25 protein-coding genes are annotated in these 25,600 nt (G+C 36.0%); 17 read left to right on the top strand and 8 right to left on the bottom strand.

The genetic code is table 11. The annotated features are described in order from the left end of the window. Positions 1 to 64: 64 nt before the first annotated feature. The 3 genes from RBU59_RS08060 to RBU59_RS08050 form a co-directional block, all read right to left on the bottom strand. Entirely contained in the window at positions 65 to 880 is an 816-nt protein-coding gene (locus tag RBU59_RS08060) for a MerR family transcriptional regulator (protein ID WP_308147365.1), read from the bottom strand. Between the two features lie 4 nt (positions 881 to 884). Then, positions 885 to 1,385, bottom strand: a complete 501-nt coding sequence (locus tag RBU59_RS08055; RefSeq protein WP_330698502.1) for a GAF domain-containing protein — start codon at positions 1,383 to 1,385, stop codon at positions 885 to 887. A gap of 165 nt (positions 1,386 to 1,550) precedes the next feature. Continuing rightward, entirely contained in the window at positions 1,551 to 1,754 is a 204-nt protein-coding gene (locus RBU59_RS08050; protein WP_308147364.1) for a hypothetical protein, read from the bottom strand. 337 nt (positions 1,755 to 2,091) lie between these two features. Between RBU59_RS08050 and rd the strand changes: the two genes are divergently transcribed. Next, positions 2,092 to 2,256, top strand: coding sequence for a rubredoxin (rd, locus tag RBU59_RS08045; protein ID WP_308147363.1), 165 nt, complete (start codon positions 2,092 to 2,094; stop codon positions 2,254 to 2,256). A 75-nt stretch (positions 2,257 to 2,331) separates the two neighbouring features. Here rd and RBU59_RS08040 read toward each other — a convergent pair whose 3' ends face one another. The 3 genes from RBU59_RS08040 to RBU59_RS08030 all read right to left on the bottom strand — a co-directional run bounded on the left by RBU59_RS08040 (position 2,332) and on the right by RBU59_RS08030 (position 4,388). Further along, positions 2,332 to 2,700 (bottom strand): HsmA family protein, encoded by a 369-nt coding sequence (locus RBU59_RS08040; protein WP_308147362.1) that lies wholly within the window; start codon positions 2,698 to 2,700, stop codon positions 2,332 to 2,334. 37 nt (positions 2,701 to 2,737) lie between these two features. Then, a complete protein-coding gene (locus RBU59_RS08035; protein WP_308147361.1) occupies positions 2,738 to 3,418 on the bottom strand; it encodes a YoaK family protein in 681 nt (226 codons plus the stop codon). Between the two features lie 223 nt (positions 3,419 to 3,641). After that, positions 3,642 to 4,388: a hypothetical protein gene (locus RBU59_RS08030; protein ID WP_308147360.1), complete on the bottom strand. Its 747-nt coding sequence runs from the start codon at positions 4,386 to 4,388 to the stop codon at positions 3,642 to 3,644. A 593-nt stretch (positions 4,389 to 4,981) separates the two neighbouring features. On the opposite strand from RBU59_RS08030, the gene RBU59_RS08025 reads away from it, so the two are divergent. The 14 genes from RBU59_RS08025 (at position 4,982) to RBU59_RS07960 (ending at position 20,644) form a co-directional block, all read left to right on the top strand. Continuing rightward, on the top strand, positions 4,982 to 5,509 hold the full coding sequence (locus RBU59_RS08025; RefSeq protein WP_308147359.1) for a helix-turn-helix domain-containing protein: 528 nt from the start codon (positions 4,982 to 4,984) through the stop codon (positions 5,507 to 5,509). A 33-nt stretch (positions 5,510 to 5,542) separates the two neighbouring features. After that, positions 5,543 to 6,484 (top strand): alpha/beta hydrolase, encoded by a 942-nt coding sequence (locus RBU59_RS08020; RefSeq protein WP_308147358.1) that lies wholly within the window; start codon positions 5,543 to 5,545, stop codon positions 6,482 to 6,484. Between the two features lie 261 nt (positions 6,485 to 6,745). Continuing rightward, the gene (locus tag RBU59_RS08015; protein ID WP_308147357.1) at positions 6,746 to 7,570 is read left to right on the top strand and encodes a linear amide C-N hydrolase; all 825 of its coding nucleotides are present in this window, start codon (positions 6,746 to 6,748) and stop codon (positions 7,568 to 7,570) included. A 368-nt stretch (positions 7,571 to 7,938) separates the two neighbouring features. Further along, complete coding sequence (locus RBU59_RS08010) at positions 7,939 to 8,100, top strand: DUF255 domain-containing protein (protein WP_308147356.1); 162 nt, start codon at positions 7,939 to 7,941, stop codon at positions 8,098 to 8,100. Positions 8,101 to 8,683: 583 nt separating this feature from the next. Next, positions 8,684 to 8,872 carry a DNA-binding protein gene (locus RBU59_RS08005; protein WP_308147355.1) on the top strand — a complete coding sequence of 63 codons (189 nt, stop codon included), beginning with the start codon at positions 8,684 to 8,686 and terminating at the stop codon, positions 8,870 to 8,872. Between the two features lie 18 nt (positions 8,873 to 8,890). Then, entirely contained in the window at positions 8,891 to 11,230 is a 2,340-nt protein-coding gene (locus tag RBU59_RS08000; protein ID WP_308147354.1) for a type I restriction-modification system subunit M, read from the top strand. Then, complete coding sequence (locus RBU59_RS07995; RefSeq protein WP_308147353.1) at positions 11,224 to 12,492, top strand: restriction endonuclease subunit S; 1,269 nt, start codon at positions 11,224 to 11,226, stop codon at positions 12,490 to 12,492. Before RBU59_RS08000 ends, RBU59_RS07995 begins: the two co-directional genes overlap by 7 nt. Positions 12,493 to 12,495: 3 nt before the next feature. Continuing rightward, positions 12,496 to 15,600, top strand: coding sequence for a type I restriction endonuclease subunit R (locus RBU59_RS07990; protein ID WP_308147352.1), 3,105 nt, complete (start codon positions 12,496 to 12,498; stop codon positions 15,598 to 15,600). A gap of 3 nt (positions 15,601 to 15,603) precedes the next feature. Beyond that, positions 15,604 to 16,299: a M48 family metallopeptidase gene (locus tag RBU59_RS07985; protein WP_308147351.1), complete on the top strand. Its 696-nt coding sequence runs from the start codon at positions 15,604 to 15,606 to the stop codon at positions 16,297 to 16,299. Between the two features lie 266 nt (positions 16,300 to 16,565). Continuing rightward, positions 16,566 to 17,057 carry a hypothetical protein gene (locus RBU59_RS07980; protein ID WP_308147350.1) on the top strand — a complete coding sequence of 164 codons (492 nt, stop codon included), beginning with the start codon at positions 16,566 to 16,568 and terminating at the stop codon, positions 17,055 to 17,057. A gap of 354 nt (positions 17,058 to 17,411) precedes the next feature. Continuing rightward, entirely contained in the window at positions 17,412 to 18,023 is a 612-nt protein-coding gene (locus tag RBU59_RS07975; RefSeq protein WP_308147349.1) for a hypothetical protein, read from the top strand. A gap of 143 nt (positions 18,024 to 18,166) precedes the next feature. Then, positions 18,167 to 18,475 (top strand): hypothetical protein, encoded by a 309-nt coding sequence (locus tag RBU59_RS07970; protein ID WP_308147348.1) that lies wholly within the window; start codon positions 18,167 to 18,169, stop codon positions 18,473 to 18,475. A 34-nt stretch (positions 18,476 to 18,509) separates the two neighbouring features. After that, positions 18,510 to 19,670 carry an AbiH family protein gene (locus RBU59_RS07965; protein WP_308147347.1) on the top strand — a complete coding sequence of 387 codons (1,161 nt, stop codon included), beginning with the start codon at positions 18,510 to 18,512 and terminating at the stop codon, positions 19,668 to 19,670. Between the two features lie 11 nt (positions 19,671 to 19,681). Further along, positions 19,682 to 20,644 (top strand): hypothetical protein, encoded by a 963-nt coding sequence (locus RBU59_RS07960; RefSeq protein ID WP_308147346.1) that lies wholly within the window; start codon positions 19,682 to 19,684, stop codon positions 20,642 to 20,644. A gap of 198 nt (positions 20,645 to 20,842) precedes the next feature. Here RBU59_RS07960 and RBU59_RS07955 read toward each other — a convergent pair whose 3' ends face one another. After that, entirely contained in the window at positions 20,843 to 22,636 is a 1,794-nt protein-coding gene (locus RBU59_RS07955; protein WP_308147345.1) for a hypothetical protein, read from the bottom strand. A gap of 1,163 nt (positions 22,637 to 23,799) precedes the next feature. Here RBU59_RS07955 and RBU59_RS07950 point away from each other — a divergent pair. Further along, complete coding sequence (locus tag RBU59_RS07950; RefSeq protein ID WP_308147344.1) at positions 23,800 to 24,558, top strand: ParA family protein; 759 nt, start codon at positions 23,800 to 23,802, stop codon at positions 24,556 to 24,558. A 2-nt stretch (positions 24,559 to 24,560) separates the two neighbouring features. Next, positions 24,561 to 24,953, top strand: a complete 393-nt coding sequence (locus RBU59_RS07945) for a hypothetical protein (RefSeq protein WP_308147343.1) — start codon at positions 24,561 to 24,563, stop codon at positions 24,951 to 24,953. Between the two features lie 180 nt (positions 24,954 to 25,133). On the opposite strand, the gene RBU59_RS07940 is transcribed toward RBU59_RS07945, so the two are convergent. Continuing rightward, positions 25,134 to 25,598 (bottom strand): hypothetical protein, encoded by a 465-nt coding sequence (locus tag RBU59_RS07940; protein ID WP_308147342.1) that lies wholly within the window; start codon positions 25,596 to 25,598, stop codon positions 25,134 to 25,136. Positions 25,599 to 25,600: the final 2 nt, after the last annotated feature.

Here is a 25,600-nt window from a genome sequence, read left to right as displayed (position 1 = left end):
CGTAAAATCAGTATAGACCCTACCACGATGTGAGAGTCAATATAAAATTGATTAATAATTTTAACTATATATTTATAAGAGGAATTTGAATTTCGGTCAGATACCGGTCAGGGTTTTCTTCGTTCCAGGGGCCGCGGTGAACAATTTGTCTGGTTGGTCCTGACATTTTATATTGATTATGTTCCAGTAACCAATTCGCAAAAGATAGGTAGGCATTTGCAATATTTTTAAAATCTCCGTATACCATTGTACAAGCCATTATAGGAACCGGTTCTGTATAACGATATATAAAACCATTCCTGTCGCTGCCCATCTTAGTAACCTGGGCACAAAGCTCCACATCCACATCACTTTCCTTATACTCTGTATCATGATAGACAGAGAAAGTATTGTCCGAAATTGATAACTTATTTTCATCGGCAAAAGCAGCCATTTCTGCCCATAGCTTACTTTCTCCATAATAATCCGGAATAATTTTCCTCAAAGAGAGGACCTGGTAACTGGGTATGTTTTTAATCAAAACATTATAATGTATGGTCATTTTATCTTGTTTCATATCTTTTATGGCCAGATCAATTTTAGACAATTTATACTGTTCGGTTTGTATCAATTCCTCAATTTCCAAACGCTTGTTATCCAGCTGATCTGTTATAAAAGTATGACTCCAGTTTTTAAGAGCAATTGCAATCTCTGCAATATTAAAACCGGTATCCCTTAAGAAGATAATTTTGTTAAGAATGGGAATCTGTTCGATGGAATATAATCTGTAACCTGAAGAAGAATCAGTTTTTGCCGGCTTTAATAGACCTGTTTCGTCATAATAGCGTAACATACGGATAGAAACCTGTGTTAATTTTGAAAATTCACCGATTCTGAACAAAACATCACCTCACAGTTGACCAATCACAAGCATCCTCTAAAATGTTTACTACTTTAAGAAGCCCTTCCTGATCAACAGAATCAAACCGCGACGTACTGGGGCTGTCAATATCCAGTACGCCTATAATCTGCCCATTATGATGAACCGGAATCACAATTTCAGAACGGGAAGCACTGTCACAGGCGATATGTCCGGGAAATTCATGTACATCCTTTACTAATTGAAGTTCATCTTTTAAAACTGCGGTTCCGCACACTCCTTTTCCGATGGGAATGTGAACGCAGGCGGTTTTTCCCTGAAAAGGCCCCAATAAAAGTTCGTTATTATGTAATAAATAAAAACCTACCCAGTTTATGTCTGTCAGCGCATCATTTAAAAGTGCAGAAGTATTACTTAGGTTTGGTATGACATAAGGTTCATCCTCCAATAAAGATTTTAACTGTGTATGGATCAGTTTATAACATTCTTTTTTATCGGTTGGATATATGCTGTTCATTTCTTGCATTTTTTGCTCTCCTATTCGTTCTTAAGGTTTCTGTTTTATATGCAGAATAAGAGGTTACTGCAGAGTTTTATAAAACATACTGCATTTTCTGCAGCAATCCCTTCTTCCGGCAATTTAAGATGGATTACCTTAAATTAGTATATCCTAAATATACGGATTCTTCAACTATCTAAAACTATTCCCCTCTACCAGACTGGACACATAATTTCTCATTTCATTTTTAGAACGGACACCATGGCAATGATCAATGACTTCCTTTTTTTTCTGATCATCCAGGGAGGAAAAATAATTCATAGCTTCGCTGTTCTGTGCCAGAGCCATACCGAATCCTAAAGGGATACCATTGCCATCAACATAATTTTTTTCCATAATTAATTTCACTCCTGCATTTTTGGTTTAGAGAAATTTATTTATATAGTTACATTATTAGTATGGATCGTTCGAAAAATATTATGATGGATAAAAGTATAAATTAAATTTATTGCATATTTTTTATTTATCCTGGATAAAATAAACCAAGATTTGTAAAAAAGGAGAGCAGGGTAATACCGTTTAAACGGGCTTTACAATGGAAAGGTTGAAAGAAAATATAATAAAAGAAAGGCAAGCCACATACAGATTCTTTCGGCCTGTGAAATTTATTTCACATTGTATTATGTGGCAGTAACACATCTGTTTAAGAGGTGTTATGCAATGGGTGCTAATTATGAAAAAATATATATGTCAGGTATGCGGTTATATTTACGATCCAGAAGAGGGCGATCCGGATAATGGAGTTGAACCGGGAACACCGTTTGAAAATTTACCTGATGATTGGGTATGTCCCGTATGTGGTGTAGGTAAGGATGAATTTGAGGAATATACGGATTAGAGAAACAAAAATTTATGAATAGACCCTGTAAACTGTACGAATTATTTTCACAGTCTACAGGGTATTATTATACTCTTATTGCCGCATACCCAGAAAGGCACCGGAGATAAAAGGAATCAACCAGATTAACCACACTATAATACTGAACCTGTGAAAGTTTGCCCTGGCAGATTCATTATTTCTTATTAATACAATTCCGGCCCAAAAAACATGCACGAACATCAAAATAATTGCAAGAAGACCGGTTATACCATGAAAATTGAATTCGAACCTTTTATCAGATAGAGAACTCATAAAGATTGTTCCAAGTGTATCAAAAATTAAACCCAGACAAAATATAATAAAATGCCATTTCTTTAATTCACCCTGAAACTTTTCACTCCATACACCGATAGTATAGAATATAAGTGCCGCTGTTATACTTATAACTGCAACAAATAACATAAAATGACCTCCTTATGAAAGTTGATCTTTGATAAGTTTATGTTTCCCATTCTTTATCTTTTTCTATCATCAAAAGAAAAATGATTGCCAGCATTACACAGCACAACCATATTGCCTGTGCACCAAGGTATTTGCTGAATTCCATTCCGACGATTGCACCTATAATAAATAAGAAAATTACCGTATAATATTGTAGAAATTTATTTCTGGCTTCCACATCTTTTATAAGGATATATTTATAAAGCTGTTCCGTCCCGGAACGTAGATTACCGGTGCACATGGTTGAAGCGTAGGCTAGATGATTCATTCTTCGAAAACTCTCCACTTGAATAGAACAAACGAAAGAAATTAAAACATTAGCAAGCATATTAAGATCACCAAGCGGTATAAATCCAACAATCAAAAGGACGAATAACTCTACCAAAATAGTTATCTGCCGCCAATGAAGTCTGTTATTTTCTTTATAATTTTTCTCTACCATATCAGATAAAATGATTCCAAGTATAAAGGACAGAATGGGAATCAGATAGGAAAGGGCATGCCCGATTTTTCCATCTGCTATGGCAAGGCCTAATAATACAATATTGCCGGTCTGCGCATTAGCAAAAACTTTCCCACGTAAAACGTAGGTATATGCATCTAAAAACCCTCCTACCAGGGCTAACAGTAATCCAAGATAAAAGGAGTCCGACATATGTTTTTGTTTTATATTTTTCATAATAACAGCCTTTCATTTAAGTATGCAAAATTGAAATCTGAGAATATAGGATATCATTATAAAGAATTGTATCACAACTGGTATATTTATGTAATTGGCAAAAACATCAATATTTATCGGTTATTGTATTTTTATTTATCTATACATATTTTTTTCATGCCCAATAAATGTGACATTATTCTTGTCTATCTAATTTGCTTTTGTAGTATATTATTCATTTCCGTTACTTAACATATGAATCCATAATGTCATCTGGTAAGAAGACAACATAGGTACAGAGCATGTCTCCATTAAGAGCAGAAGTAACCACTTCCCCGTCAAGTTCTGTATCAAAAACAGCTTCCCAGAAATTTTTTATATGTCCTAAGCTACAATAACATAAAGTAGAAGAAACTGTATCATCTGCCAATATAGATTCTTTGGCAAAAGGGCAGTGACAGGCATGGTAACGCTTCATTCGCGAATCTGAAGCTTGTAAATATTCAGACATATTTGCAGGAAAAGCTGTAAAATACATTTTATTTCCGTCTCGTACACCTGAAAGCATTCCTGGATTTTGCCTAATAAAATCGAGCACTTCTTTAGTTATTGCCTGGCCGTAAAAGTCTTTACCCTTGTAATACAATTTTTCGAAATCGGCAAAACCTTCCTTAACGCTATCGTTAATAAAAACATCTAAATCATTATATTTCAAGAATTTTTCTCTTGCCCAAGCACATTGAGACGGCTTTAGTCCGTGCCGTACTCTTGATAAAATTTTAATAGCCATTTGTTTATCAATAATTTCATCGAATCGTTCCATAAACATTGCCATGTTTTTGCATTTGCAACTGGCTTCGGTATCAATGTCAGGAATACCGCTGTCCTTAATAAGTTCTTGCCATACCTCATCTCCAAGTTCATTAATAATCTCAAACTTGAAAGTATTGATACCAAATTTATTACTGTACTCGATATTTATGTCACCCATAAAAATAAACTCCCTTTCAGATTTTTTTAACCTTGTAAGATTAGCTGCCTTTCCTTAGTGCAACAGCTTTTTGCCCGCTGGAACCGCATGGATTGGCAATATTCAAGCCATTTACATTCTGAAAATACTTTTGATGGTTAATTATGGAGTATGGAATTAGTAAGTTTTTCTGGAGTTACAAATTCCAAAGGATTAAGCTAGTGGATATGTGGAGAGTATTTACATTATCAAACATGACACACTGTTGTTGACAATAGTATACAATGTACAACTCAATAAAACAACTGAAAACATTAGGCTAACCTACACAAAATACCGCCCAAGAGGACAAATGGGCGGTATTTCTGTATGTGGCAGCTTACTTCGGGCCATTTAGGCCCGAAGTTGCAGGGTTTTGGGAAGGCACTCCCCAACAAGCAGTTTTTGAGTTTTCCCGCAAGGGAAAATCTCAAAAACGTGCAACCGTGGCCACACGGTTGCCCTGCTTGCCGTTTAGCGGAAACCTTGGAAATAACAACATCAGATAGTATGGTTTCCTTGACTTATTCCAATATTGGTATTATAATCATAAATGGAAAAAATGGAGGTGTGTTATGCACAAAGACATATACGATATTATGCTCAACCCAACGCGAATGAGAATTGTACAGGCCTTCGCTTCTAGCAATAGCATGACAGCAAATGAAATATGTGAAGTAATTAGTGATGTGCCGCGAACCACGCTTTATCGGCATATAAATATTCTAATTGAAGCCAATATTTTGACAGTTATTGAAGAAAAGAAAATTCGTGGCAGTGTTGAGCGCACACTCGCACTTAACATAGACGAATTGAATAAGCCGAGCAATGCGGAAAATATTCCTCAACAGGCATTAAGATTTCTAATGGGAATTTACTCAAAGTTTGAAAAGTATTTTGACAAAGATACTTTTGTATCCGGCAACAATAAGATATTTTTCAATAATACTGTTATGATGATGACCGACCGAGAGTTTGACGAGTTCTTATCTGAATTGCAAAAAGTATTTGTGAAATACCATTATGAGGCCGCTGACAAACGAAAGCCGAGAGATATAACAATTATTTCCGCTCCGCCGGAGGCAAGCGAAAATGAAAAATGAAAAAGTGAAGATGAATAAGAAACGGGGAAAAGGATGTTGACTATACTTGCAATTATTTTTGGTATTATCGTATTGCTGAATCTTTTCAGTTTATTTATTAATCAGGTTTTCTTTTCCAATGAGCTTGATAATCTTGCTCCCTATGGCGAATTAGTTGAAGTCAATGGAAAAAATATGCATGTTTACTCGATGGGGGACGGAGAGGAAACCATTGTGCTGTTGTCGGGTTTCACTGTTCCATTACCAAGCGCAGACTTTGGCCCGTTAATGCGTGAATTATCAAAGAGCTATACGGTAGTGTGTATAGAGTATTTTGGCGTTGGGTTCAGTGATGAAATAGATACGTCCCGAACGAATGAGAACTACACCGAAGAAATACGCGAAGCATTATCTGCGGCTGGATTTTCAGCACCATATATATTAATGCCGCATTCCGGCTCTGGTATTTACAGCGAATACTACGCAACCAAATACCCGGAAGAAGTGAGCGCAATCATTATGCTGGATACTACGTCGTCAGCTGAAACAAGCATAAATGTACCTAAGTTTGTTTATAGCTTTGGCAAGGTACAACAGGCCATCGGTCTTGCCCGCCCGTTCAATTCTATTTTAGTATCGTCCACACTTGGGATAAACGAAGAAAATGGATATACGCAAACGGAAGTTGATGATTACACGAAATTTATGAACAACTATTACAATGACACAATTGCAGACCAGTTATCACGGCTCAACGAAAACATTGAAGAAGTGATGAGTATGAATTTTCCCCATGATATACCCATACTAAAACTTGTGGCTTCCGAAACTGCACAAGGAAAACAGACAGGCGATAAATACCAAAATGCGCACATGGACAGATTGGGTGCAAATGCCGAATGGATAGTCATTGAGGGAAACCATTTCCTTTACCACGGTCATATAGAGGATATTTGTATTGCAATGACCACTTTTTTGCAAAATAGGGGTAATTAGAAAATGAATACGCCGAAAAGCATATTTTCTCGCAGGAATATCTGTTAGAAACGAATAACAAAATGCGTCATAAAGCATAAGCTTAAGTGGCGCATCTTTGATTCTGAAAAATGTTGTAGGTTGAACCATCGAGATGCCTGATGATATCATATGGATGGAAGTTTAAGAAAGTGGTGAAGCCAATGGTAAAATAGCTAAATGATTCTCTAAATACTCTAGCATATTATATGACAGAATTATATATTAAAAGGAGGTTCCTAAATGTGTACAAGTTTTGCAGTATACAATCAAGAAAAAGCTATTTATGGTATGAATTTCGATGCTGAAGATATTGATTTAAAACTAAAAGTCAATAGTTTTAATGATATGAACTTATTTTACTTTTCAGGCTTAGTAGATAACAAATACAGGGATATCGCTGGTTTTAATAGTGAGGGTCTTTTTATCTGTACGCAAGCAGTAGAATATAGTCCAGGTTTTAAATCAAGTTGTAACGAAAATGATTGGTTTGCTTTTGATATTTTTGATGAGGCGCTAAAGAAAACAAGAAAAACATCTGAATTTTTTGAAATTCTTAATAAAAGAGTAATCTCGTATCCTAGAAATCCATTATTCCCAGATTTAGGGCTACATACTATTATCGCTGATAAAACTGGTGATGCATTTATTCTGGAAGAAGGAAATGATACAAATATAGTAAGTACTATTCATAATGATTTTATTATTATGACTAATTTTCCAAATGGTAATTTTAAGGAAGCAAATTATAATAAAGTATATGGTATAGGTGCTGATAGATATATTTGTGCTCATGAATATATTCATAATAATATTCATAGCTTTGGAATAAATGAAGCCTTTGAAGTTTTAAGTAAAACTAGTCGGGGAGATACTCTGTGTACAATAGTATATGAACCATTAAAAAATGAAATTTATATTAGTTTTAAAAAAGATTTAAGCAAAAAATGGAAGATTTCTATTATCGAAAAAACAATCCAATCATTGGATGGATTTTTAAGCAATAATAAAATTCAATTTACAAATGGAGAAATATTTGTGAAGGATCTTATTAGCTTATATAAGTGAAAACCATTTAAATAAAGAAGATTAATTGGTAAGACAGACTTTTTTAGGGTATTCAAGAAAGCGTAGGAAATAGCCGTCCATGGCGATTTCTGAATAACAGGGCATGGTCAATCGCCTAACAACATTTTCACTCTTCGGGCGTGCTCGTGGGTATGCGTGCCAAACCGTCCCACCGGGCGTACGCCTCAAAAGGGAAAGGCTCTGCCGGTCCGGTTCGTCAGCTTAATGTATATAGACTATAAGTATGTTGAAAATAGTTTGACGATTGAGATTAAGTTCAAATAAAAATTAGTGGCTATGTGGCTTACATAGTCACTTTTTGTTTGGGCATAATAAGGTTGTATCTTTATTTAAGGAGGTGATGCCCTATGACAACTAGCAAGATACCCAATAGATTAATAAATGAAAAAAGTCCTTATCTACTTCAACACGCTTATAATCCAGTTGACTGGTGGCCTTGGTGTGATCAAGCATTTACGAAAGCAAAAGCAGAAGATAAGCCTATTTTCTTATCTATTGGGTATTCCTAACGTTGATTATAGAAATCTTGTTGCCATTGGTGGCAATCATGTTACTGCACCCAAAACAAACCGTTGATTTTACTGGGTTTTAGCTACATAAGGTAACTCCAAATAAGAACCAATCGAACATATTGAGGTATATATCAATGCCTCGTATATATTTTTAGAGTCAGCATATATACTAAACTCCTGTGTTTTATTTGGATATTTTAAGGGACTCGAACCCTCACAGCAATTCTAAAATAGGCTTAAAGAAAGGGGATTTGCACTGCATCTTTTATAAGTGTAATCTGAAAGGTAATGAAATTACTTAATCATTAAGTAAAAAGTAAGATACTAATCGATGCTGATGATTTTGGTATTAATATTCCATTATATGAACATGGTCCTAATGCTAAATCCACTATAGTGGAAATAAAGTAGTAATAACTGACACCGTAGTCGTTATAGATGCGGTGTTTTTTATTTAAGGCCAAAATTATTTAGGCACCAGCGTTAAAATTCACCTAAATCTATTGTATTATTCGTTGAAACGCTGTATAACTATTAATATAATAATTAATTATGTTCAGTTATCAGTGAGGTGCAAAGTATGGATTTTATTACACCGAAAGAAGCCGCCACATTGTGGGGTATTTCTGTAAGACGGGTACAGGTGCTGTGCCAAGAAGGTAAAGTCGAGGGTGTTACTAAATTTGCAAATACTTGGGCAATACCCAAAGATACAACTAAGCCTAAGGATGGCAGATATAAAGACAATAAGGTGAAAGAATGGCATTAGCTGTGTGAGGAAGATGGAATGGCTGTAAAAAAGAGTGAGTTGTATTCAAGTCTGTGGGCAAGCTGTGATAGCTTGCGTGGCGGTATGGATAGTTCCCAATATAAGGATTATATACTAACACTTTTATTTGTGAAGTATGTTTCAGATAAATACAAGGGTGTTGACTACGGTGATATAGAAGTGCCTGAAGGTGGTAGCTTTGATGATATGCTTGCCCTTATTGGTGCTAAGAATATTGGCGAAGAAATGGACAAGATTATTGCTAAACTTGCGGAGGCTAATAACCTTCGTGGTGTTATTGATAATGCACATTTTAATGATGAAGATAAGCTTGGTAAGGGCAAAGAAATGGTTGACAAATTAAGTGAATTGCTCGCTATTTTTCGTGACCAGATGCCAAACTTTAGCAGTCACCGTGCTGATGGCGACGATATTATTGGCGATGCTTACGAATATTTAATGAAGAACTTTGCTACCGAGAGCGGTAAGAGCAAAGGGCAGTTTTATACGCCTGCGGAGGTTTCTCGTATTCTTGCAAAGGTTGTAGGAATTGAACACGCAACTGGTAATGATGTTACACTATACGATTGTGCAGCGGGTTCTGGCTCGTTACTTATTCGTGCGGCTGAGGCTGCTCCTGTTGAAGTTGCCATTTATGGTCAAGAAAAAGATGTAACAACGGCAGGTCTTGCACGTATGAATTTGGTGTTACATAACCATACAACAGCTGAAATTAAAGGTGGTTACAGCACTTTTTCTAACCCAATGTTTAAGAATCTTAATGATGACAGTGTGTTACGTCAGTTTGATTTCGCAGTGGTAAACCCACCGTTTTCCGACAAGAACTGGACCCACGGTCTTGTAGAATATGGACGTTTTGATGGTTATGGCGATATGCCACCACAAAAGAATGGTGATTTTGCTTGGCTTATGCATATTATTAAGTCACTTAAACGTAATGGTAAGGCAGCGGTTATTCTCCCACACGGTGTGTTATTCCGTGGTAATTCAGAGGCAACGATACGCAAGTCTTTGATAGATAGAGGTTTTATAAAGGGCATTATTGGCTTGCCTGCAAACTTATTCTATGGTACAGGTATTCCAGCATGTATTATAGTTATAGATAAAGAAAATGCTGACGAGCGTGACGGCATATTTATAATTGATGCAAGCCGTGACTTTGTAAAGGACGGCAATAAGAACCGTCTGCGTGAGCGTGATGTTTATAAGATTTCTACTGTGTTTAACAGCCAGTTACAGCTTGATAAGTACTCTCGTTTCGTAACACTGGAGGAGATTAAGGAGAAGAACGCATATAATTTGAATATTCCACGCTACATTGACAGCAGTGTGGCTGAGGATTTACAAAGCATTTATGGTCACTTAAATGGTGGTATACCGGCCGTTGATGTGGATAGCCTTTCACGCTATTGGACTGCTTTCCCAAACTTGCGTGGAAAACTTTTTGAGCCAATGGGTGATGGCTATTATAAACTTTTGGTTACAAAGGATGAAGTCCGTGACACTATCTATGGCGATGCAGAATTTTCTGCCTATGCCGGCACAGTAGAGCACGCTTTTGAAACCTTTAAGGCTACCGTTGATGATAAATTACGTACTATCAGCGATGACACTAAGCCAAAAGAGTTTATAAAGGAACTGGCAGAGGTTATTTTAACAAACTTTGAAGCTGTAACCCTTGTTGATAAGTATGACGCTTACGAGGTTTTGCTATCATATTGGAATGAAGTAATGTCAGATGATGTTTATTTGATTGTGCAAGACGGTTACAAGGTTATTCGTGATATTGAAGTGTTTTATTCGGAAAAGAAAAAGAAAGACGGCACTTCTGAGAAGAAAGAAACAGGATGGGACGGTAAGCTTATCCCTAAGACGCTTATTGTTGAGATGTTCTATGATAAAGAGAAAAAAGCCATTGATGCTGCTGATTTAATTGTTGCAAACTTGCAGACAGAGCTTGATGAATTTGTTGAGAATGTCACTGAAGATGATGACGAGGACGGTGTTGAAAAGGAAGTTAAGAAGCGTAAACGTGAGATAAGCGAGAAGAACAAGGTATTGAAAGAGTTACAATCTGCACTTGATGCAAAGTGTCGTGACAAGTACCCTAATATTACTGATGAGCAGTGTATGGAGTTACTTCTCAACTGCAAATGGTACCGCACTATTGTAAACGGTATCTTTGGGCTTTATACGGCGGTGAGTCACAGCATTGCCGACCGTGTGGCAGAGCTTAACGAACGTTACGAGCAAAAATTGCCACAGCTTGAAAGCGAAGTAGAAGTGCTTGAAAGCAAGGTGAAATCTCATCTTGAAAGGATGGGGTTTGTATGGTAGTGGGTTGGAGCGAAAAGATATTTGGTGATTTATTCAACTTTTCAGGAGGCCTTTCAGCTTCAAGAGCGGATTTGTCGGTTAGAGGATACCCGTATCTACATTATGGAGATATACATGGCTCTACAAAAACCTTTGTAGACGTGTGTATTGATAGCAATATTCCATGTTTAGATATAAATATTAACAAGGTGTCAAATACTTCTTTGCTAAATGACGGTGATGTTGTATTTGTTGACGCTTCAGAAGACGATGACGGAGCAAGCCGTCACGTTGTCATTAGAAATAAAGACGGTGTTCCCTTCATCTCTGGGTTACACACGATTGTTGCAAAAGCAAAGACTGATGAACTTGACAATAAGTTTAGGGAGTTCTGCTTTCAGACAAATCATATAAAGTCGCAGTTTAAATTTTATTCGGTAGGTACGAAGGTTACTGGTATAAGTAAGGCAAATATAGCAAAGATTGCTCTTGTGTTTCCAACTGATATTAAAGAACAGCGTCGCATAGCCAAGGCACTTTCTGACACTGATGAACTAATTTCAGCACTTGAAAAACTGATTAGTAAGAAGCGTGCTATCAAGCAGGGTACTATGCAAGAACTGCTCACAGGTAAGCATAGACTTGACGGTTTTAAGGATGAATGGGTGGAGAATACACTTGAGTCCTTGTGTTACCTCATAACTAAACAAACAGGATTTGACTATACTGCTACTATTAAGCCGAGTTTAATAAATGAATTTCGATATGGATATATTCCTTTTATTCAGAACAAAGACTTTGAAGGTGAAAAGATTAACTTCAAGACTGATTTTTATGTTCCAATGGAAATAGCTACCCAATTTTCAAAGATATTATTAAATGAACCATGTTTACTTGTGTCGATTTCTGGTCGAATAGGTAATGTTGCTTATTTTAATGGTTCAGATATAGCATTTGTTGGTGGTGCGGTAGGTGTCGCAAAATTTCATATGAGTAAAATGGCTAAGTGGGTTATGCTTTATTTGCAATCTCCAATAGGACAAAGGATGATTTTTGCTAATGAAAAGGCTGGCGCACAGCATAATCTTACAATCGAGGATATGCGTAACTTTATTATACCTTGTCCAACCCTCGAAGAACAAACTGCTATAGCCTCAATACTCTCCGATATGGACGCAGAGATTGACGCACTAAAAACTAAGCTTGATAAGCTCCGTAACATCAAGAAAGGTATGATGAGCGAACTTCTAACTGGTAGAATTAGACTTTTGGAGGAGGTATAATCAGTGGCAAAAATTAACGAAGCAGAACGCAAGACGCAGGAGCGTGTTATAAAACTATTTAGTAATAAGGCTCTGCTTGACTATAAGTATTACGGCAAACTGCACGGACAGATTAACACCAATATTATGACCGACAAACTGACAGAGTGGCTTTGCTCACCTAAGGGTGGCGGTTATAGCAAGGCACTTGCAACTAAGGCAGTGGATATGCTGACTCGCGCAGCGGGAAACCTTCAACAAGGGCTGTACAAGGCAAACCAAGACGTGTATTCTCTGCTTAAATACGGTGCGAAGGTACACGAAAATCCGGGTGAGACCGACACAACGGTGTACTTTATCGACTGGGAACATTCTCATAACAATGAGTTTGGCGTAGCTGAGGAAGTAACTATCAAGGATGGAAACATACGTCGTCCTGACCTTGTAGTGTACGTAAACGGAATTGCACTGGCTGTTATCGAGCTTAAAAAGTCAACTGTATCGGTATCACAAGGTATCCGTCAGAATATTTCTAACCAGAGTGAGCACTTTAACAAGCCTTTTTTTACCACTATCCAGTTTACTATGGCTGGAAACAGTGTCGAAGGCTTGCGTTATGGCACCATAGAAACACCTGAAAAGTATTACCTCGAATGGAAGAATGATGAAGTAAACACAGCGGCACAACCGTTAGATGAAATGTCACTTAGTATATTAGATAAGTGCAAATCTCTGTCCGATAAGCTTGACTGTCAGCTTTTCAGTATGTTTTATAAACGTAGATTCCTTGACATTATGCACAATTTTATTGTTTATGATAAAGGAGTTAAAAAAGCGTGCAGACATAACCAATACTTTGGTATAAAGAAGGCTCAAATAAAGCTCAGCCGCAAGCAAGGCGGCATTATTTGGCATACACAAGGCTCCGGTAAAACGCTGACTATGGTGTGGCTATCTAAATGGATTCTTGAAAATAATCCTAATGCCCGTGTGCTTATCGTTACCGACCGTGATGAGCTTGACGAGCAAATGGAAAAGGTATACAAGGGTGTTGATGAGCTTATTTATCGCACAAGCTCCTGTGCCGACCTTATTGAACGCTTAGACAAGAGTGAAAAGCGCCTTATAAGTTCACTTATTCATAAGTTTGGTGTTCGTAACAATACCGAAAACACTGAGGACCAAGCTAAGAAAAATGTAGAGCAGTTTATTAAGGACTTAAAAGCTGCGTTACCTACCAACTTCAAGGCTAAGGGTGACTTTGTGGTGTTCGTAGATGAATGTCACAGAACTCAGAGCGGTCTTTTACACAGGGCGATGAAAGAGGTACTTCCTAATGCTATCTTTATAGGTTTTACCGGAACTCCGTTGCTTGTTAAGGATAAAGAAACCAGTATAGAGGTATTCTCACCTGGCTATATTCACACATATAAGTATGACGAGGCTGTTGCTGATGGTGTTGTGCTTGACTTACGTTATGAGGCTCGTGACATTGAGCAAATTATTACTGCACAGGACAAGATTGACCTATACTTTGAAACAAAGACACGTGGGCTTAATGATGCGGCTAAAGCCAAGCTTAAGTCTAAATGGGGCAATATGCAAAAGATGTACAGCTCTCGCAAGCGTTTAGAGGTTATAGCTGAGGATATTATGGCTGATTTTGATACTAAGGCTCGTATCGCTGACGGTAATGGTAATGCTATGCTTGTTGCTGATTCTATTTATTCAGCGTGTAAGTATTATGAAATATTCCAATCACGTGGTTTTAAGCAGTGTGCAATAGTTACTTCTTTCGTACCTCTTGCAAGCAATCTGCGTACAGAGACAGAAGATGCAGAGGAGTTTGAAAAGTACGAAGTTTACACGAAGATGCTTAACGGACAAACAGTTGAGGACTTTGAAGCTGAAGTTAAGCGTAAATTTATAGATGAGCCTGCACAGATGAAGTTACTTATTGTGGTTGATAAACTCCTTACAGGCTTTGATGCCCCACCTTGCACTTATCTTTACATAGACAAGTCAATGCACGACCATGGCCTATTCCAAGCTATCTGCCGTGTAAATCGTTTAGACGGTGAAGCAAAAGATTTCGGGTATATCGTAGACTATAAACAGCTATTTGGTAATCTTGCTGATGCACTTAATAAATACACCTCAGGAGCGTTTGAAGGCTATGCTGAGGAAGATATTGTAGGCTTGATTAAAGATAGGCTCAACGAGGCCAAAAAGTACTTAAACACCATTTTAGAAGAACTGGATGACTTATGTGGTGGTGTGCCTGCACCGAGAGCAGAAATAGACTTTCTTCATTATTTCTGTGGTGAGTATGGTGTAGGTGGTATTGACGATGAATTATGCTCACGTAGTCGTGAAAAGCTCTATAAGCTTGTAAATCGTCTTGTACGTGCCTATGCGGAGATTAAGGGTGAAATGTCTGACGCTGGCTATAGTGATACCGAGCAGGCTGAAATTGAGAAGCTGGTACTATTTTATACATCTCTTAAAGAAACTATCGGAAATGCAAGTGGTGACTTTATTGACCTTAAATCTTATGAGTCTGATATGCGTAGGCTTATTGATACATATATCAAAGCTGACGATAGCCGAAAACTTGGTGAATTTGATGATTACACATTACTTGACTTTGTTTTGGTGCAAGGAGAGCAGCTTGGTGGTAAAGGTAAACAAGCGGCAGCTGAGGCTATCGAGAACAACATTCGGCGTAAGGTTGTAGAAAAGATACTTATTAACCCTAAATACTATGCTCGTATGTCTGAGATACTTGACGAACTTGTAAAAGCACGTCATGAAGGTGCTATTGCATATGAACAACTATTACAGAAATATGTTGAGCTGGTTAAAAATGCAGAAACACCTGAAAATAACACACATTACCCTGAAAGTGTTAGGCACAGTGGTGCTTTAAGGGCCTTATATGATAATTGTGGCGAGGACGAAGCACTTGCAATCGCTCTTGATAAGGCGGTTCGGGAGAGTAAACAAGCTGATTTCAGACATAATGAGTTTAAGGAGCGACGTATCAAGCAAGCACTTCATAAGATACTTAAAAACAAGGATGAGGTTGAGCGTATATACAGTTTAATTATTGAACAAGAGGAGTACTAATAAATGCTAATAATATCTGGTATACCGATAGAGGTGTGTAAAAAGAATATCAAGAATATGCACCTGTACGTAAAGCCGCCTAACGGAGATGTGTCTGTTTCTGCACCACTTTCTATGAGCGATGAAGCAATAGAACATTTTGTACGAACAAAGGCAAGCTGGATAAAGAGGCAAATTGCCAAGTACGACGAACAAGCAAGGCAGTCAGAGCGTGAGTATGTTTCAGGCGAAACGTTGTATGTTTGGGGCAAGCAGTATTATTTGCAGACCGAGTATGGTAACAAGAACGGTATGGTTCTATCTGGTAACAAGGCAATACTTACCGTACGAAAGGAAAGTTCTGCGGCTTTAAGAGAGGGCTTTGTGAGAGAATGGTATCGTGAGCTGCTTAAAGCTGAAATCGAGCGTGTACTACCTAAGTGTATCAAGATTACCGGGTGTGTTCCAACAGGCTGGCAGACAAAGTATATGACCTCTAAGTGGGGTACTTGCAACACTGATACAGGTAAGCTATGGTTTAACTTGCAGCTTGCTAAAAAGACCCCAGAGTGCTTAGAATATGTTATAATACATGAACTTACTCACCTGTTAGAAAGAACACACAACGAACGATTTGTAGCATATATGGATAAATTTATGCCATTGTGGCGTGAGGTAAAAGTTACTCTCAACGGGCAAACCTTGGATTTTATGGAATAGCTTTGAGTTTACATCTATGTGAAATATTAACTTTTCCAAACAAGTGTTCGCCTCCTTTTGATGCCATTATATCGAACGGTTGTTCGGATTTCAATATGTAATCATTAACAAATAATACAGAATTATGACCTTTGAGGATGCGGGGTGTGAAATGACCATGAAAGAAAAACCTATATATAACTAATGATTACGATGTAGTGTATATTTTTATGCCAGCTTATGGTATTCTTAAATAAATTTGAATTGGAATTAGAGGAGGATAACCAATGAATAATAATGTGCATTTGGGTGATGGAATGCTTGATGGAGCTAAAGCTGATATTAACAACAGGGCAAAGGGATTGATAAAAATAGGCATAGATGCTATTTTTGATTATATTGAAGGTAAAGTACAAGATTTTCCAAAAATAATTGAACAGTTACACAATAGCACAGAGATAGAACAGGAAATAGCCGCTTTGTGGTCTGAACATCTCTTTGAGGAAGGTCTCGTGCCGAAGGGCTATAATGGCTTGTCAGATAATCATCTGATTTCAAATTTCCATCAGGAGGGATATTTAGATGGACTTTATATAGGATATATCCTTGCGATGATGGCTCTGGCAGATAACGATACTCCCGCGGATATAATTTTATCCGCAAGAGACTATATTCGTCCTAATTTAATAGGACATCGTTATGATGACAGAGATGAATTTATCGGTCGGTACAAGGATGAGAAGTATAGCTGGATTGATAAAGCCAGAGAAACAAATTGATAAACTCCAATTTAATAACGTAGATTTACTAGAGGCACGAAAATTTCCGTGCCTTTAGTATTATATTAATACCTTAAAATAACTTCAAAGTCTGTTGCTCAAAATCGCTCGTCTGTTAAGCATATAAGGATTTTGCTTTAGAATTGTTGAGGTTCGCATATCATCAAATAACCGTTCTTCTCCCTAAATAAAATTGTAAAAAAATAGTGTATTATACAGATAATATGGTATTATTATCCTAAAGATTAAATTTTACTTTAAGAAGAACCAAAATGAATATACTTGTATTGGGTAATGGTTTTGATATAGCGCATTAATTACAAATTAAATATTAATAATTAGTAGGAGGTACAGATGTATAGAATTGTTCCTATAGTTCCTGCAATAGAAAGTAAGGTACAACAGCAACAAGAGGTAACAGCGGATTATGAAAAGAAACAGTCTGAAACTATGGAAGCACATGCACTTAGAAATAAAAAAACAGGTGAAAGACTTATGGAGGATGCTAAGGAATGCGAAGATAAAGGCATTGTTGATGATTGTACAGATTTTTATTCGGAAGCTGGTAATCAACTTATAAAGGCTACTGAAAAAATATGTAAAGCGGCTTTAGTAGCTAATAATAAGGAAGATGCTAAATATGGCAAAAACAATGATAAGAATGTATTACAATCACATAGTGCGACTGTGATAAATAATGCATTGGGTACTGACGCATTACTTACTAAAGAAGATGCAGCAAAATCAGATAATATTACTGGTAATAGTGGTTTAGATTACATTAATACTGAATATGGAAATAGAAATAATGATGTGGTAAGTTTGGACAAGAACCAAGTCGAAGAACTACAAAACATCACAAATAAAGCTTTTGATAAATTTGAAGAAAATAAGCAAAAAGCTAAAGTACAGAAAGAAAGACAACAGATGGTTAGTTTTATAACTGACCTGGTGGATAATTTGTAAAAAAGTAAAATTATTTATATTTATGGTATAAAAAAATTACAGAAAGCTATCGTCAGCAAGAGAGGGAAAATCTTTTACCAATTTTACGTTCTTTACTAAGATTGAAATAACCTAATATGGTAGCAAAGGAAAGGGATGATTTTATGACTGATTTGGAAATGCAATTTAATGGGGATATGAGTTTTATTTGTAGAGAAGCAAGGAAAATAGGCTATAATCCGAAAATCTTTGCAGCTATGGTCGGAGAATACGGAGGACTAGCTACTGCGAAGAAGTTAGTAATGCAAGATAAACCAACAGACGGATATATTAGGTTGTTCGAGTTGAATAGATTAGACTTAACAGCTGAGCGGTTTGTTGTAGAGCCAAAATATAAGGAATTATTTACAGAAAATGAAATACAAGCATGTAGAAAAAGATTAAAAGAATATGGATTTAAGGGGATAAACTAATCAAGATACATGGAAGAAAAGGTCGGATAGAAAAATGAAAATTCTAGTAATAGGTAATGGATTTGACCTCGCACATCAACTACCAACAACATATGCAGACTTTTTGGAGTTCATAAGGGTAGTTAATTCTTTATTAAATGGTGAGACATTAGAAAGTGTTGATTGGGGATATCTAAACAAGATTATAAAAAGAATAATCACTGATGATGTTTTCTTAAATGATAATGGTATACATAACAATAAAGCTATGTGGCAAAAGCTAATTGGGTATAACTTTTGGGTAGAATATTTTTGGGCAAACCAAAGCTATATAAATGAAAATTGGATAGATTTTGAATCTGAAATTGGTACAGTAATCAAATCATTGGAAAATGATATAAAAGGTTCAATCAAAGATGAGATAATTGTGAATGGAACAATCCAAATAAGTAATAAATATTTATCTGATTTTTACTGCAGAAATAATTGCAGTAATGCATTAAAATATAATGAAGATAGAGAAGCTTTCATATCATTTGAGGGTGTAAGGAATCGCTTGCTTGGGGACTTAAACAACTTAATAAGAGCATTTGAATTGTATTTAACCCTATTTGTAGATAAGATTGAAATTGAAAAGAAGTCTATGGATATAGAGGGTATTAAACCAGATAGTATATTAAGTTTCAATTATACTGATACATATAAAAAAGTTTATAATTTCGACAAGGAAATTGAATATGATTATATTCATGGAAAGGCAATCTCATCCAGAGCAGTTGAAGATAATAATATGGTTCTTGGAATAGATGAGTATCTTCATAAAGATAAGAGGGATTCAGAAGTATCATTTATTGGGTTTAAGAAGTACTACCAACGCATTTTTAAAGGAACGGGTTGTAAGTATAAGGACTGGTTAGTCATATTACAGCATCAAGTACAGGAAAAAGAACCAGTTTATGGAGAAATGATTGATAAAGGAGCGCATGAGTTATATATCTTTGGGCATTCATGTGATATTACAGATAAAGATATATTAAGTGACTTAATCTTGAATAAGTGGGTACAGACAACTATCTTTTATTATGATAAAGATGACTTGGGTAGAAAAATTACTAACTTAGTAAAAGTAATAGGTCAAAATGAATTAATCCAAAGGACTGGTGGACCTACCAAAACAATTACTTTTAAACTTCAAAGCCCTATGAAACTCATATAAGGAGCAAAATTATGACAAAGATAGACTTACACCCAATTCATGCGGAGTGCTTGGATTACCTTTTAGAGTATAAAATTAATCACAAAGATTTTCACTTTGTACCTCGAATGATTGATAATAAAGGTAGATTGTCAGAGGGTTTGTATTTCCGAGGAAATGATGAATACCTTCAGATTACATTCTGGTTAGGGACTGATTCCTTAGAGAAAATATATAATATTGCAATGGTTATCAATAACAAGTCTGAGGTATACTTGGAAATAAGCTGTCGGGATAATGAGGAGAGAGCAGCCTATACAGATAAATTAACTCAAATTTTGGAAGATGCTATAGGTAGAAAATTCAAATTAATGAAAGAACATAAATGGCAATGGCATTATGCGGCCAATTTACCGTTTATGCAAGCACTCAATGATTACATAACGGTGGTAAAACCGATAATTGATGATTTTGTAAGTAATAATCCACAATCGGGTATAACCAATGCAGATGCAGAGGTAGATAAGTATTTAGAGAAACTACCGGGGTATGAAGCATATTTGGAAAAAGCATCTCAAAAAGCTAAGAAGACCGGAGAAGTAACAGTAAAAGCATCGGATTATATGATGCACTTACAACACAATGAGGTATCCAATGCTCTGAAAGATTACTTAATACAGATTGGGTTTACAAAGGTGGAGACAGATAAAGATTTTGTAGACATCCGGGCAATAGACCTGCAGGGTAGGCAAATATTTTTCGAGATAAAAACAGCTACTACTGTAAAATTAGCAATCAGACAAGCCTTGGGCCAGTTATTAGAGTATAATCATTACCCAACCAAAAAGCGAGCTGATAAGCTAATAATCGTAACCAAGTCAGAGCCAAATAATGAGGACATTCAGTATCTAACCGGGTTAAGACAAGTGTACAATATTCCTGTATTTTATCAGCAGTTTGATATGGGGACTAAGGTATTATCACAAGAATATTAACATAGGGTTTATTTTCGTGGAGCCTTAAAATTTTACAAAATCCAAGAATCGCCGTAAAGGCTGAAACCCTTGCCTTGACTGCGTTTCATGGATTTTTGTGTATTATCGTTAAGCCCAAAATGAGAAACTCTGTAAAACGAGTTAAAAGAAACTATAAACAGTCCCTAGTAAACTACTGTAAATCTCCATATTGATTTATTAATAGATGCTTTGCTTATAACACGTAATATTATTCTCAGTTAACTCTTTAAGGCTAATAACCTTTTTAATAACTTCTTTACTAATATTGTTATCCCTGCAATAACATATAATAGGTTGAAGTAGCTGAACCCATGTTTCAAGTTCGTCAACAATTTCTTCATCATGTGAAGAAAGACCTCTCGGAGGAAGATACTTGTTTATTTTGTCACCGATAAATTGTATAAAGTCACAACTTAACAGTCGATTTCTCGTTTCTTCATGTTCTTTTGATATTTCATAGAACTGGTATACGTCATCATACATTGGATTTAGTATCCATTGTAAATTGTTCAATGGGTCATGTGGGGTAATGTTATATCTATATCTTTTTATATGAGAATACAGACATTCATCTTTTGGGTCAGTGTTATTTAATTTTGCATGAAAAGCATATCCATTTATATTTGAGTTTTTATATGCTTCAATAAACTCTAAAGGTGAGCTATAAGGAAACTTTTTATTTGTCTGAAACACGTAAACCAGATATTGTAAATCCAAAAGGGTTTCATGGGCTATTTTTTCAATTTCAATTATAGCTTCTCCATTAGTCAATAATCCATGTGCGACTTTATTTCTTATCAGAGGAAAGTCAAAAGCAAAATACTCATAAGCATTAAAAGCCTGTTTATCGTGTAATCTATCTAATTTTGTATTTATAGTAAATGAGTTCAGCTTTTTAGGTTGAATGTCCATTTCAAAACAATAATCATAAAACATACCTTCAATCTGTATAGCCGCAATATTCACAAACGATAAATATTGCTTGCTGTTATAGTTTTCTAAAGCTCCTTTCAGCACATCAAGTCTTTTGTTAATAACATGGTTATTATTAACATTTTCAATTATATAATCACAGATACTCTTTTCTTGAATATACCTTGCTAAAAAGTCTCTATATTCTACAACTGAGTTATTCCTTAGACTCTCTATAATATTGGAGTGGTACGGATATGCTAAGCTGGCTTCTTTAAACGCTTCTTCATCAAAAGTAAACTTATCGAACCTCTCAATAAATTTATTCATCTCTTTAGCAAACTTCACTGATATACTATAGTCGCAGTCAGGCAGAAATACAGCTTCACTATCCTCTAAAGAAGATATGTAATACTTGTAGTTGTTGTCTTCGGATGTAATACTAGAGCAGATTGACAAAGCCTTTTTTCTTAAATCAATACTTTGTATTTCAACTAATTCAGCATCTAATAACTGTTTATAATGCCTGCATTTTCTTCCTTCATAATCAAGTTTTGGAAATATCTCAACTGCAAGCGTTTCCTTTTGTTGCAGTTCATTTTTAAATGATTGACATTTACTTCGGAGCATATTTATTTTTCTTTCTAAAGCATCAAAAAGTCTTTCATTCTCATTCTCACTCGTTTTTATCTGGGTTTCTTTGGCACGGATTTGTGCTTTCAAATTATCAATTTTTTGGTATAACCCCTGTACCTTGTTATTCAAAATCTCATACTCTTTCCTTGGCAGTCCTTCCAAAAACAGAAGTCGATTAAAAACTGTGTTATAAAACTCAGTATCATCGTCCGGAAATTCAATCCGCATATGACTTACAATGTAGCAGACATTCTTTCTAATATCCTCAAAAGACTGAGTGTGAGGGTCTAATTCCATAGTATCCTTTATAAACTGTTTGGCTATATCAACTTTATCATATTGATATATATACTCCATTTTAGATAGATTCTCATGTGCTATATACGCTAGACACCTCTTTAATATACTTTCTCTATTCAACATAATCCCTCCAATCAAAAAGTGCTCCATTCTTTATATTATTTCTTGAGGTGTATGAGTAATAAATCCGTGTTATAGAATTACACCACATGCCTGATGTGCCCTATATAGAGCTATAATAGCAATAAATACATTTTTAAATAATACACCATACTTTTACAGATTTCTTTAAGCTTGCCATTGACATTGTCTACTCCTTTTTATTACAATATCTTATGACAGTAGCTAAAAAGAAATATATACTCTCTTTATAGATGTAGAAGGTAGAACTTAAGCCTAAACTGTGGGTTATCAATATACAATTAATTAATATATTGTACCATATCGCTAGCCAGCGCACCAGCGATTGGTACAATATACTTATTCCCCATACACATTGATACAAGAACTAAGAAATAAGCGGCTGCATACGTTATTGTACGTAGTCGCTTATTTCTTTATTTGCAAATCAGTTAAAAATATGAACTTAGGCTAAAGCTTATTAAAATTTCTTAAAAATAGTTCTTCATTTTTCAACAGAAATTTGGGCCGAGCAGTTCTGTCCATCACTGTCACTGTCTTATAAGCCCTAACTACCTATTTCCACAAGAAATCAGGCCTTGTTGCATACTATAACAGAAATCAAAATCGAGCGGGATACTACAGGTAATCCTAAACAGGTGTGACAGCCAAAGCAGACTGTTTTATCTGCGGAATTATTCACAGAATTATGTGGGATTATAACTTGTCAAATACGCACTGCGGGATACTCATTTGCCTAATACTCTCTGCAAGATACTCTCACCCTAATCTCAGCCGCCACTAATAAGACATATTAAGCCCCAAGAACACCCATCTATCTACACTTAGTAATTAATACTCACAAAACCATCTGCACCTACCCTCAGAGGTCTTAGCAAGCGTTTAAATTATAGTAGGTGACCATACCAGTCAACTATTTTTTATTTGCCTATTTCTATCCGTATAACTAACCATAGTACAACTAATCATATGATTTATTGTATGAATAAAATATATACATTAATGCTTGACAATATATTTGTTGCTTCGTATACTATAGCCATAAAATATTGCTAAAAATTAACTAATTTATATCTAATTTATGTATATAAAATACCCATAAGATAGATATAAAATACACACAATAAAGAAAGGAAAATACAATTATGCCAGCTAAAGTCATTGTATTTGCAAATCAAAAGGGTGGGACGGGGAAAAGTACCAGCACTTATAATCTCGGCGTATCTCTCGCTCAGAAAAATCGCAAGGTACTGCTTATTGACCTTGACCCACAGGCCAGCTTGACCATATGTGCCGGACTTGAACCTTACAATTATGAAAACAACATTGTTACCCTCTTACAAGGCTCACAGAACCCCTCAGAGTGTATACAGTCAATTAAGCCTAATCTCAGTATCATAACTTCGATAATAGACCTTGCGGGACTTGAAATTGCTTTAACAGCCAGAACAATGAGGGAATTAATCCTTAAAAAAGCATTAAAACAAATCCAAGCTGATTATGCTTATATCTTAATTGATTGTCCACCACAGCTCAGCATATTGACTATCAATGCTTTATCTGCCGCAGACTATGTACTTATCCCATCAAAGACCGATTATCTGTCTTACCGTGGTATCGAGTTACTCCTCGAAACTATAAGTGTCACACAACAGGAGTGCAATGAGGATTTGAAAATCCTCGGTGTAATAGCAACGATGTACGAGCAGAAAATCCAAGATTGTCGGGATGTTTTATCGGCTTTGGAGAAGAATTACAATGTTTTAGCTGTTACTAAGAAACTATCTATTGTTAATAAAGGCCTTTATGACGGCAAGGCAGTCATTGAGCAGTCAGAGAACAATCAAATTGCAGTAGCTTATAATCAAGTAGCCGATTACATACTTAAGAATTGTGAGGTGTAAGAATGAAAAACTTTGAAGAACATGAAAAAGCACGCAAGGATGCACCAGCACGAGCTGCAACTACATTTTTTAATGCAAGAGCAAGTCAAGAATCCAAGGACACTGTGGAAGTAAATTCAGAATCCACGAACTCCATCATCGAACCAGAAACAGCTTTATCTGCGGGACTTCCTGACTCACCAGTACCCGATACCACGAACTCCGTGACCCCTGTAGAAATCCCTGTTACTAAAAAGAAAGGCCGTCCAAAGGTAACCCGAGAGACCAAAAAGCGTTATGCAATCACTATGCTACCAAGCCTTTATGCCAAAGCAAGTGAAAAAGCAGCTGAGCAAGGTCGCTCCCTTTCTGAGGTAATAGGCCGTTACATCGAGCAGTATGTCAAAGAGGATTAATGCTGGAAGAACCCTTTTAAATGCGGGGTTCTTCTTTGTTTTGAAAGCATATCTTATATGTATCTTATAAATAATTTATGTATATTTTATATGTATTTTATGTGAAACTTATCTATAATAAAAACCGCTGTAAACCTACAAAAGGTTATGTAGCGGTTTGACACACAGTTTTATCGGCAGTCATAGAAAGAACCCAGACAGCCTAAGAACTGCAATATGTGCATCATTACTAAGCCAATCCATCATCTTGCCAATCTCGGTCGCTATCTCATCCTCAACACTACAAAAACCCATATAATAATAAATAAAACCACAGTTAAGCTCTACAATATCATCTATGACAATAGCATCGTGCAAGCTGAAGGTGTAATAGGCAGTCCATCCGTCTGGAAGATTACAAAATACTCTTTTTATATCATAGTGCTCTCGGAACTCAATGCTCAAACGAACTGATTTATGACTTATATCACTAGTATCGCTTATGGTTGAGGTTGCTGCCAATACGTTGAAATCACATTCATAAAGTTTTTGTGCAAGTGCCTGCATATTTTTATTTGTAATTATCATGGGATAACCACATTCATAGCATACACGGGATACCTTACGATGCACTGCACCACACTGTGAACAGAATTTATATGGCATAG

Source organism: Anaerocolumna sp. MB42-C2, assembly GCF_030913705.1.
Taxonomy (GTDB): Bacteria; Bacillota; Clostridia; order Lachnospirales; family Lachnospiraceae; genus Anaerocolumna.
Note: the sequence above shows the minus strand (reverse complement) of the source record. Positions and strands in the feature narration are given on the sequence as shown.

Bases quoted from the DNA above. Each gene is read 5' to 3' on its own strand.
- RBU59_RS08030 (WP_308147360.1), bottom strand. From the start codon at position 4,388: ATGGGTGACATAAATATCGAGTACAGTAATAAATTTGGTATCAATACT.
- RBU59_RS08005 (WP_308147355.1), top strand. From the start codon at position 8,684: ATGGATTTTATTACACCGAAAGAAGCCGCCACATTGTGGGGTATTTCT.
- RBU59_RS07950 (WP_308147344.1), top strand. From the start codon at position 23,800: ATGCCAGCTAAAGTCATTGTATTTGCAAATCAAAAGGGTGGGACGGGG.
- RBU59_RS08010 (WP_308147356.1), top strand. From the start codon at position 7,939: ATGACAACTAGCAAGATACCCAATAGATTAATAAATGAAAAAAGTCCT.
- RBU59_RS08040 (WP_308147362.1), bottom strand. From the start codon at position 2,700: ATGTTATTTGTTGCAGTTATAAGTATAACAGCGGCACTTATATTCTAT.
- RBU59_RS07995 (WP_308147353.1), top strand. From the start codon at position 11,224: ATGGTAGTGGGTTGGAGCGAAAAGATATTTGGTGATTTATTCAACTTT.
- RBU59_RS08015 (WP_308147357.1), top strand. From the start codon at position 6,746: ATGTGTACAAGTTTTGCAGTATACAATCAAGAAAAAGCTATTTATGGT.
- RBU59_RS08055 (WP_330698502.1), bottom strand. From the start codon at position 1,385: ATGCAAGAAATGAACAGCATATATCCAACCGATAAAAAAGAATGTTAT.
- RBU59_RS07980 (WP_308147350.1), top strand. From the start codon at position 16,566: ATGAATAATAATGTGCATTTGGGTGATGGAATGCTTGATGGAGCTAAA.
- RBU59_RS08050 (WP_308147364.1), bottom strand. From the start codon at position 1,754: ATGGAAAAAAATTATGTTGATGGCAATGGTATCCCTTTAGGATTCGGT.
- RBU59_RS07945 (WP_308147343.1), top strand. From the start codon at position 24,561: ATGAAAAACTTTGAAGAACATGAAAAAGCACGCAAGGATGCACCAGCA.
- RBU59_RS08025 (WP_308147359.1), top strand. From the start codon at position 4,982: ATGCACAAAGACATATACGATATTATGCTCAACCCAACGCGAATGAGA.
- RBU59_RS07955 (WP_308147345.1), bottom strand. From the start codon at position 22,636: ATGTTGAATAGAGAAAGTATATTAAAGAGGTGTCTAGCGTATATAGCA.
- RBU59_RS07940 (WP_308147342.1), bottom strand. From the start codon at position 25,598: ATGCCATATAAATTCTGTTCACAGTGTGGTGCAGTGCATCGTAAGGTA.
- RBU59_RS07975 (WP_308147349.1), top strand. From the start codon at position 17,412: ATGTATAGAATTGTTCCTATAGTTCCTGCAATAGAAAGTAAGGTACAA.
- RBU59_RS08020 (WP_308147358.1), top strand. From the start codon at position 5,543: ATGTTGACTATACTTGCAATTATTTTTGGTATTATCGTATTGCTGAAT.
- RBU59_RS07965 (WP_308147347.1), top strand. From the start codon at position 18,510: ATGAAAATTCTAGTAATAGGTAATGGATTTGACCTCGCACATCAACTA.
- RBU59_RS07985 (WP_308147351.1), top strand. From the start codon at position 15,604: ATGCTAATAATATCTGGTATACCGATAGAGGTGTGTAAAAAGAATATC.
- RBU59_RS07970 (WP_308147348.1), top strand. From the start codon at position 18,167: ATGACTGATTTGGAAATGCAATTTAATGGGGATATGAGTTTTATTTGT.
- RBU59_RS08000 (WP_308147354.1), top strand. From the start codon at position 8,891: ATGGCTGTAAAAAAGAGTGAGTTGTATTCAAGTCTGTGGGCAAGCTGT.
- rd (WP_308147363.1), top strand. From the start codon at position 2,092: ATGAAAAAATATATATGTCAGGTATGCGGTTATATTTACGATCCAGAA.
- RBU59_RS07960 (WP_308147346.1), top strand. From the start codon at position 19,682: ATGACAAAGATAGACTTACACCCAATTCATGCGGAGTGCTTGGATTAC.
- RBU59_RS08035 (WP_308147361.1), bottom strand. From the start codon at position 3,418: ATGAAAAATATAAAACAAAAACATATGTCGGACTCCTTTTATCTTGGA.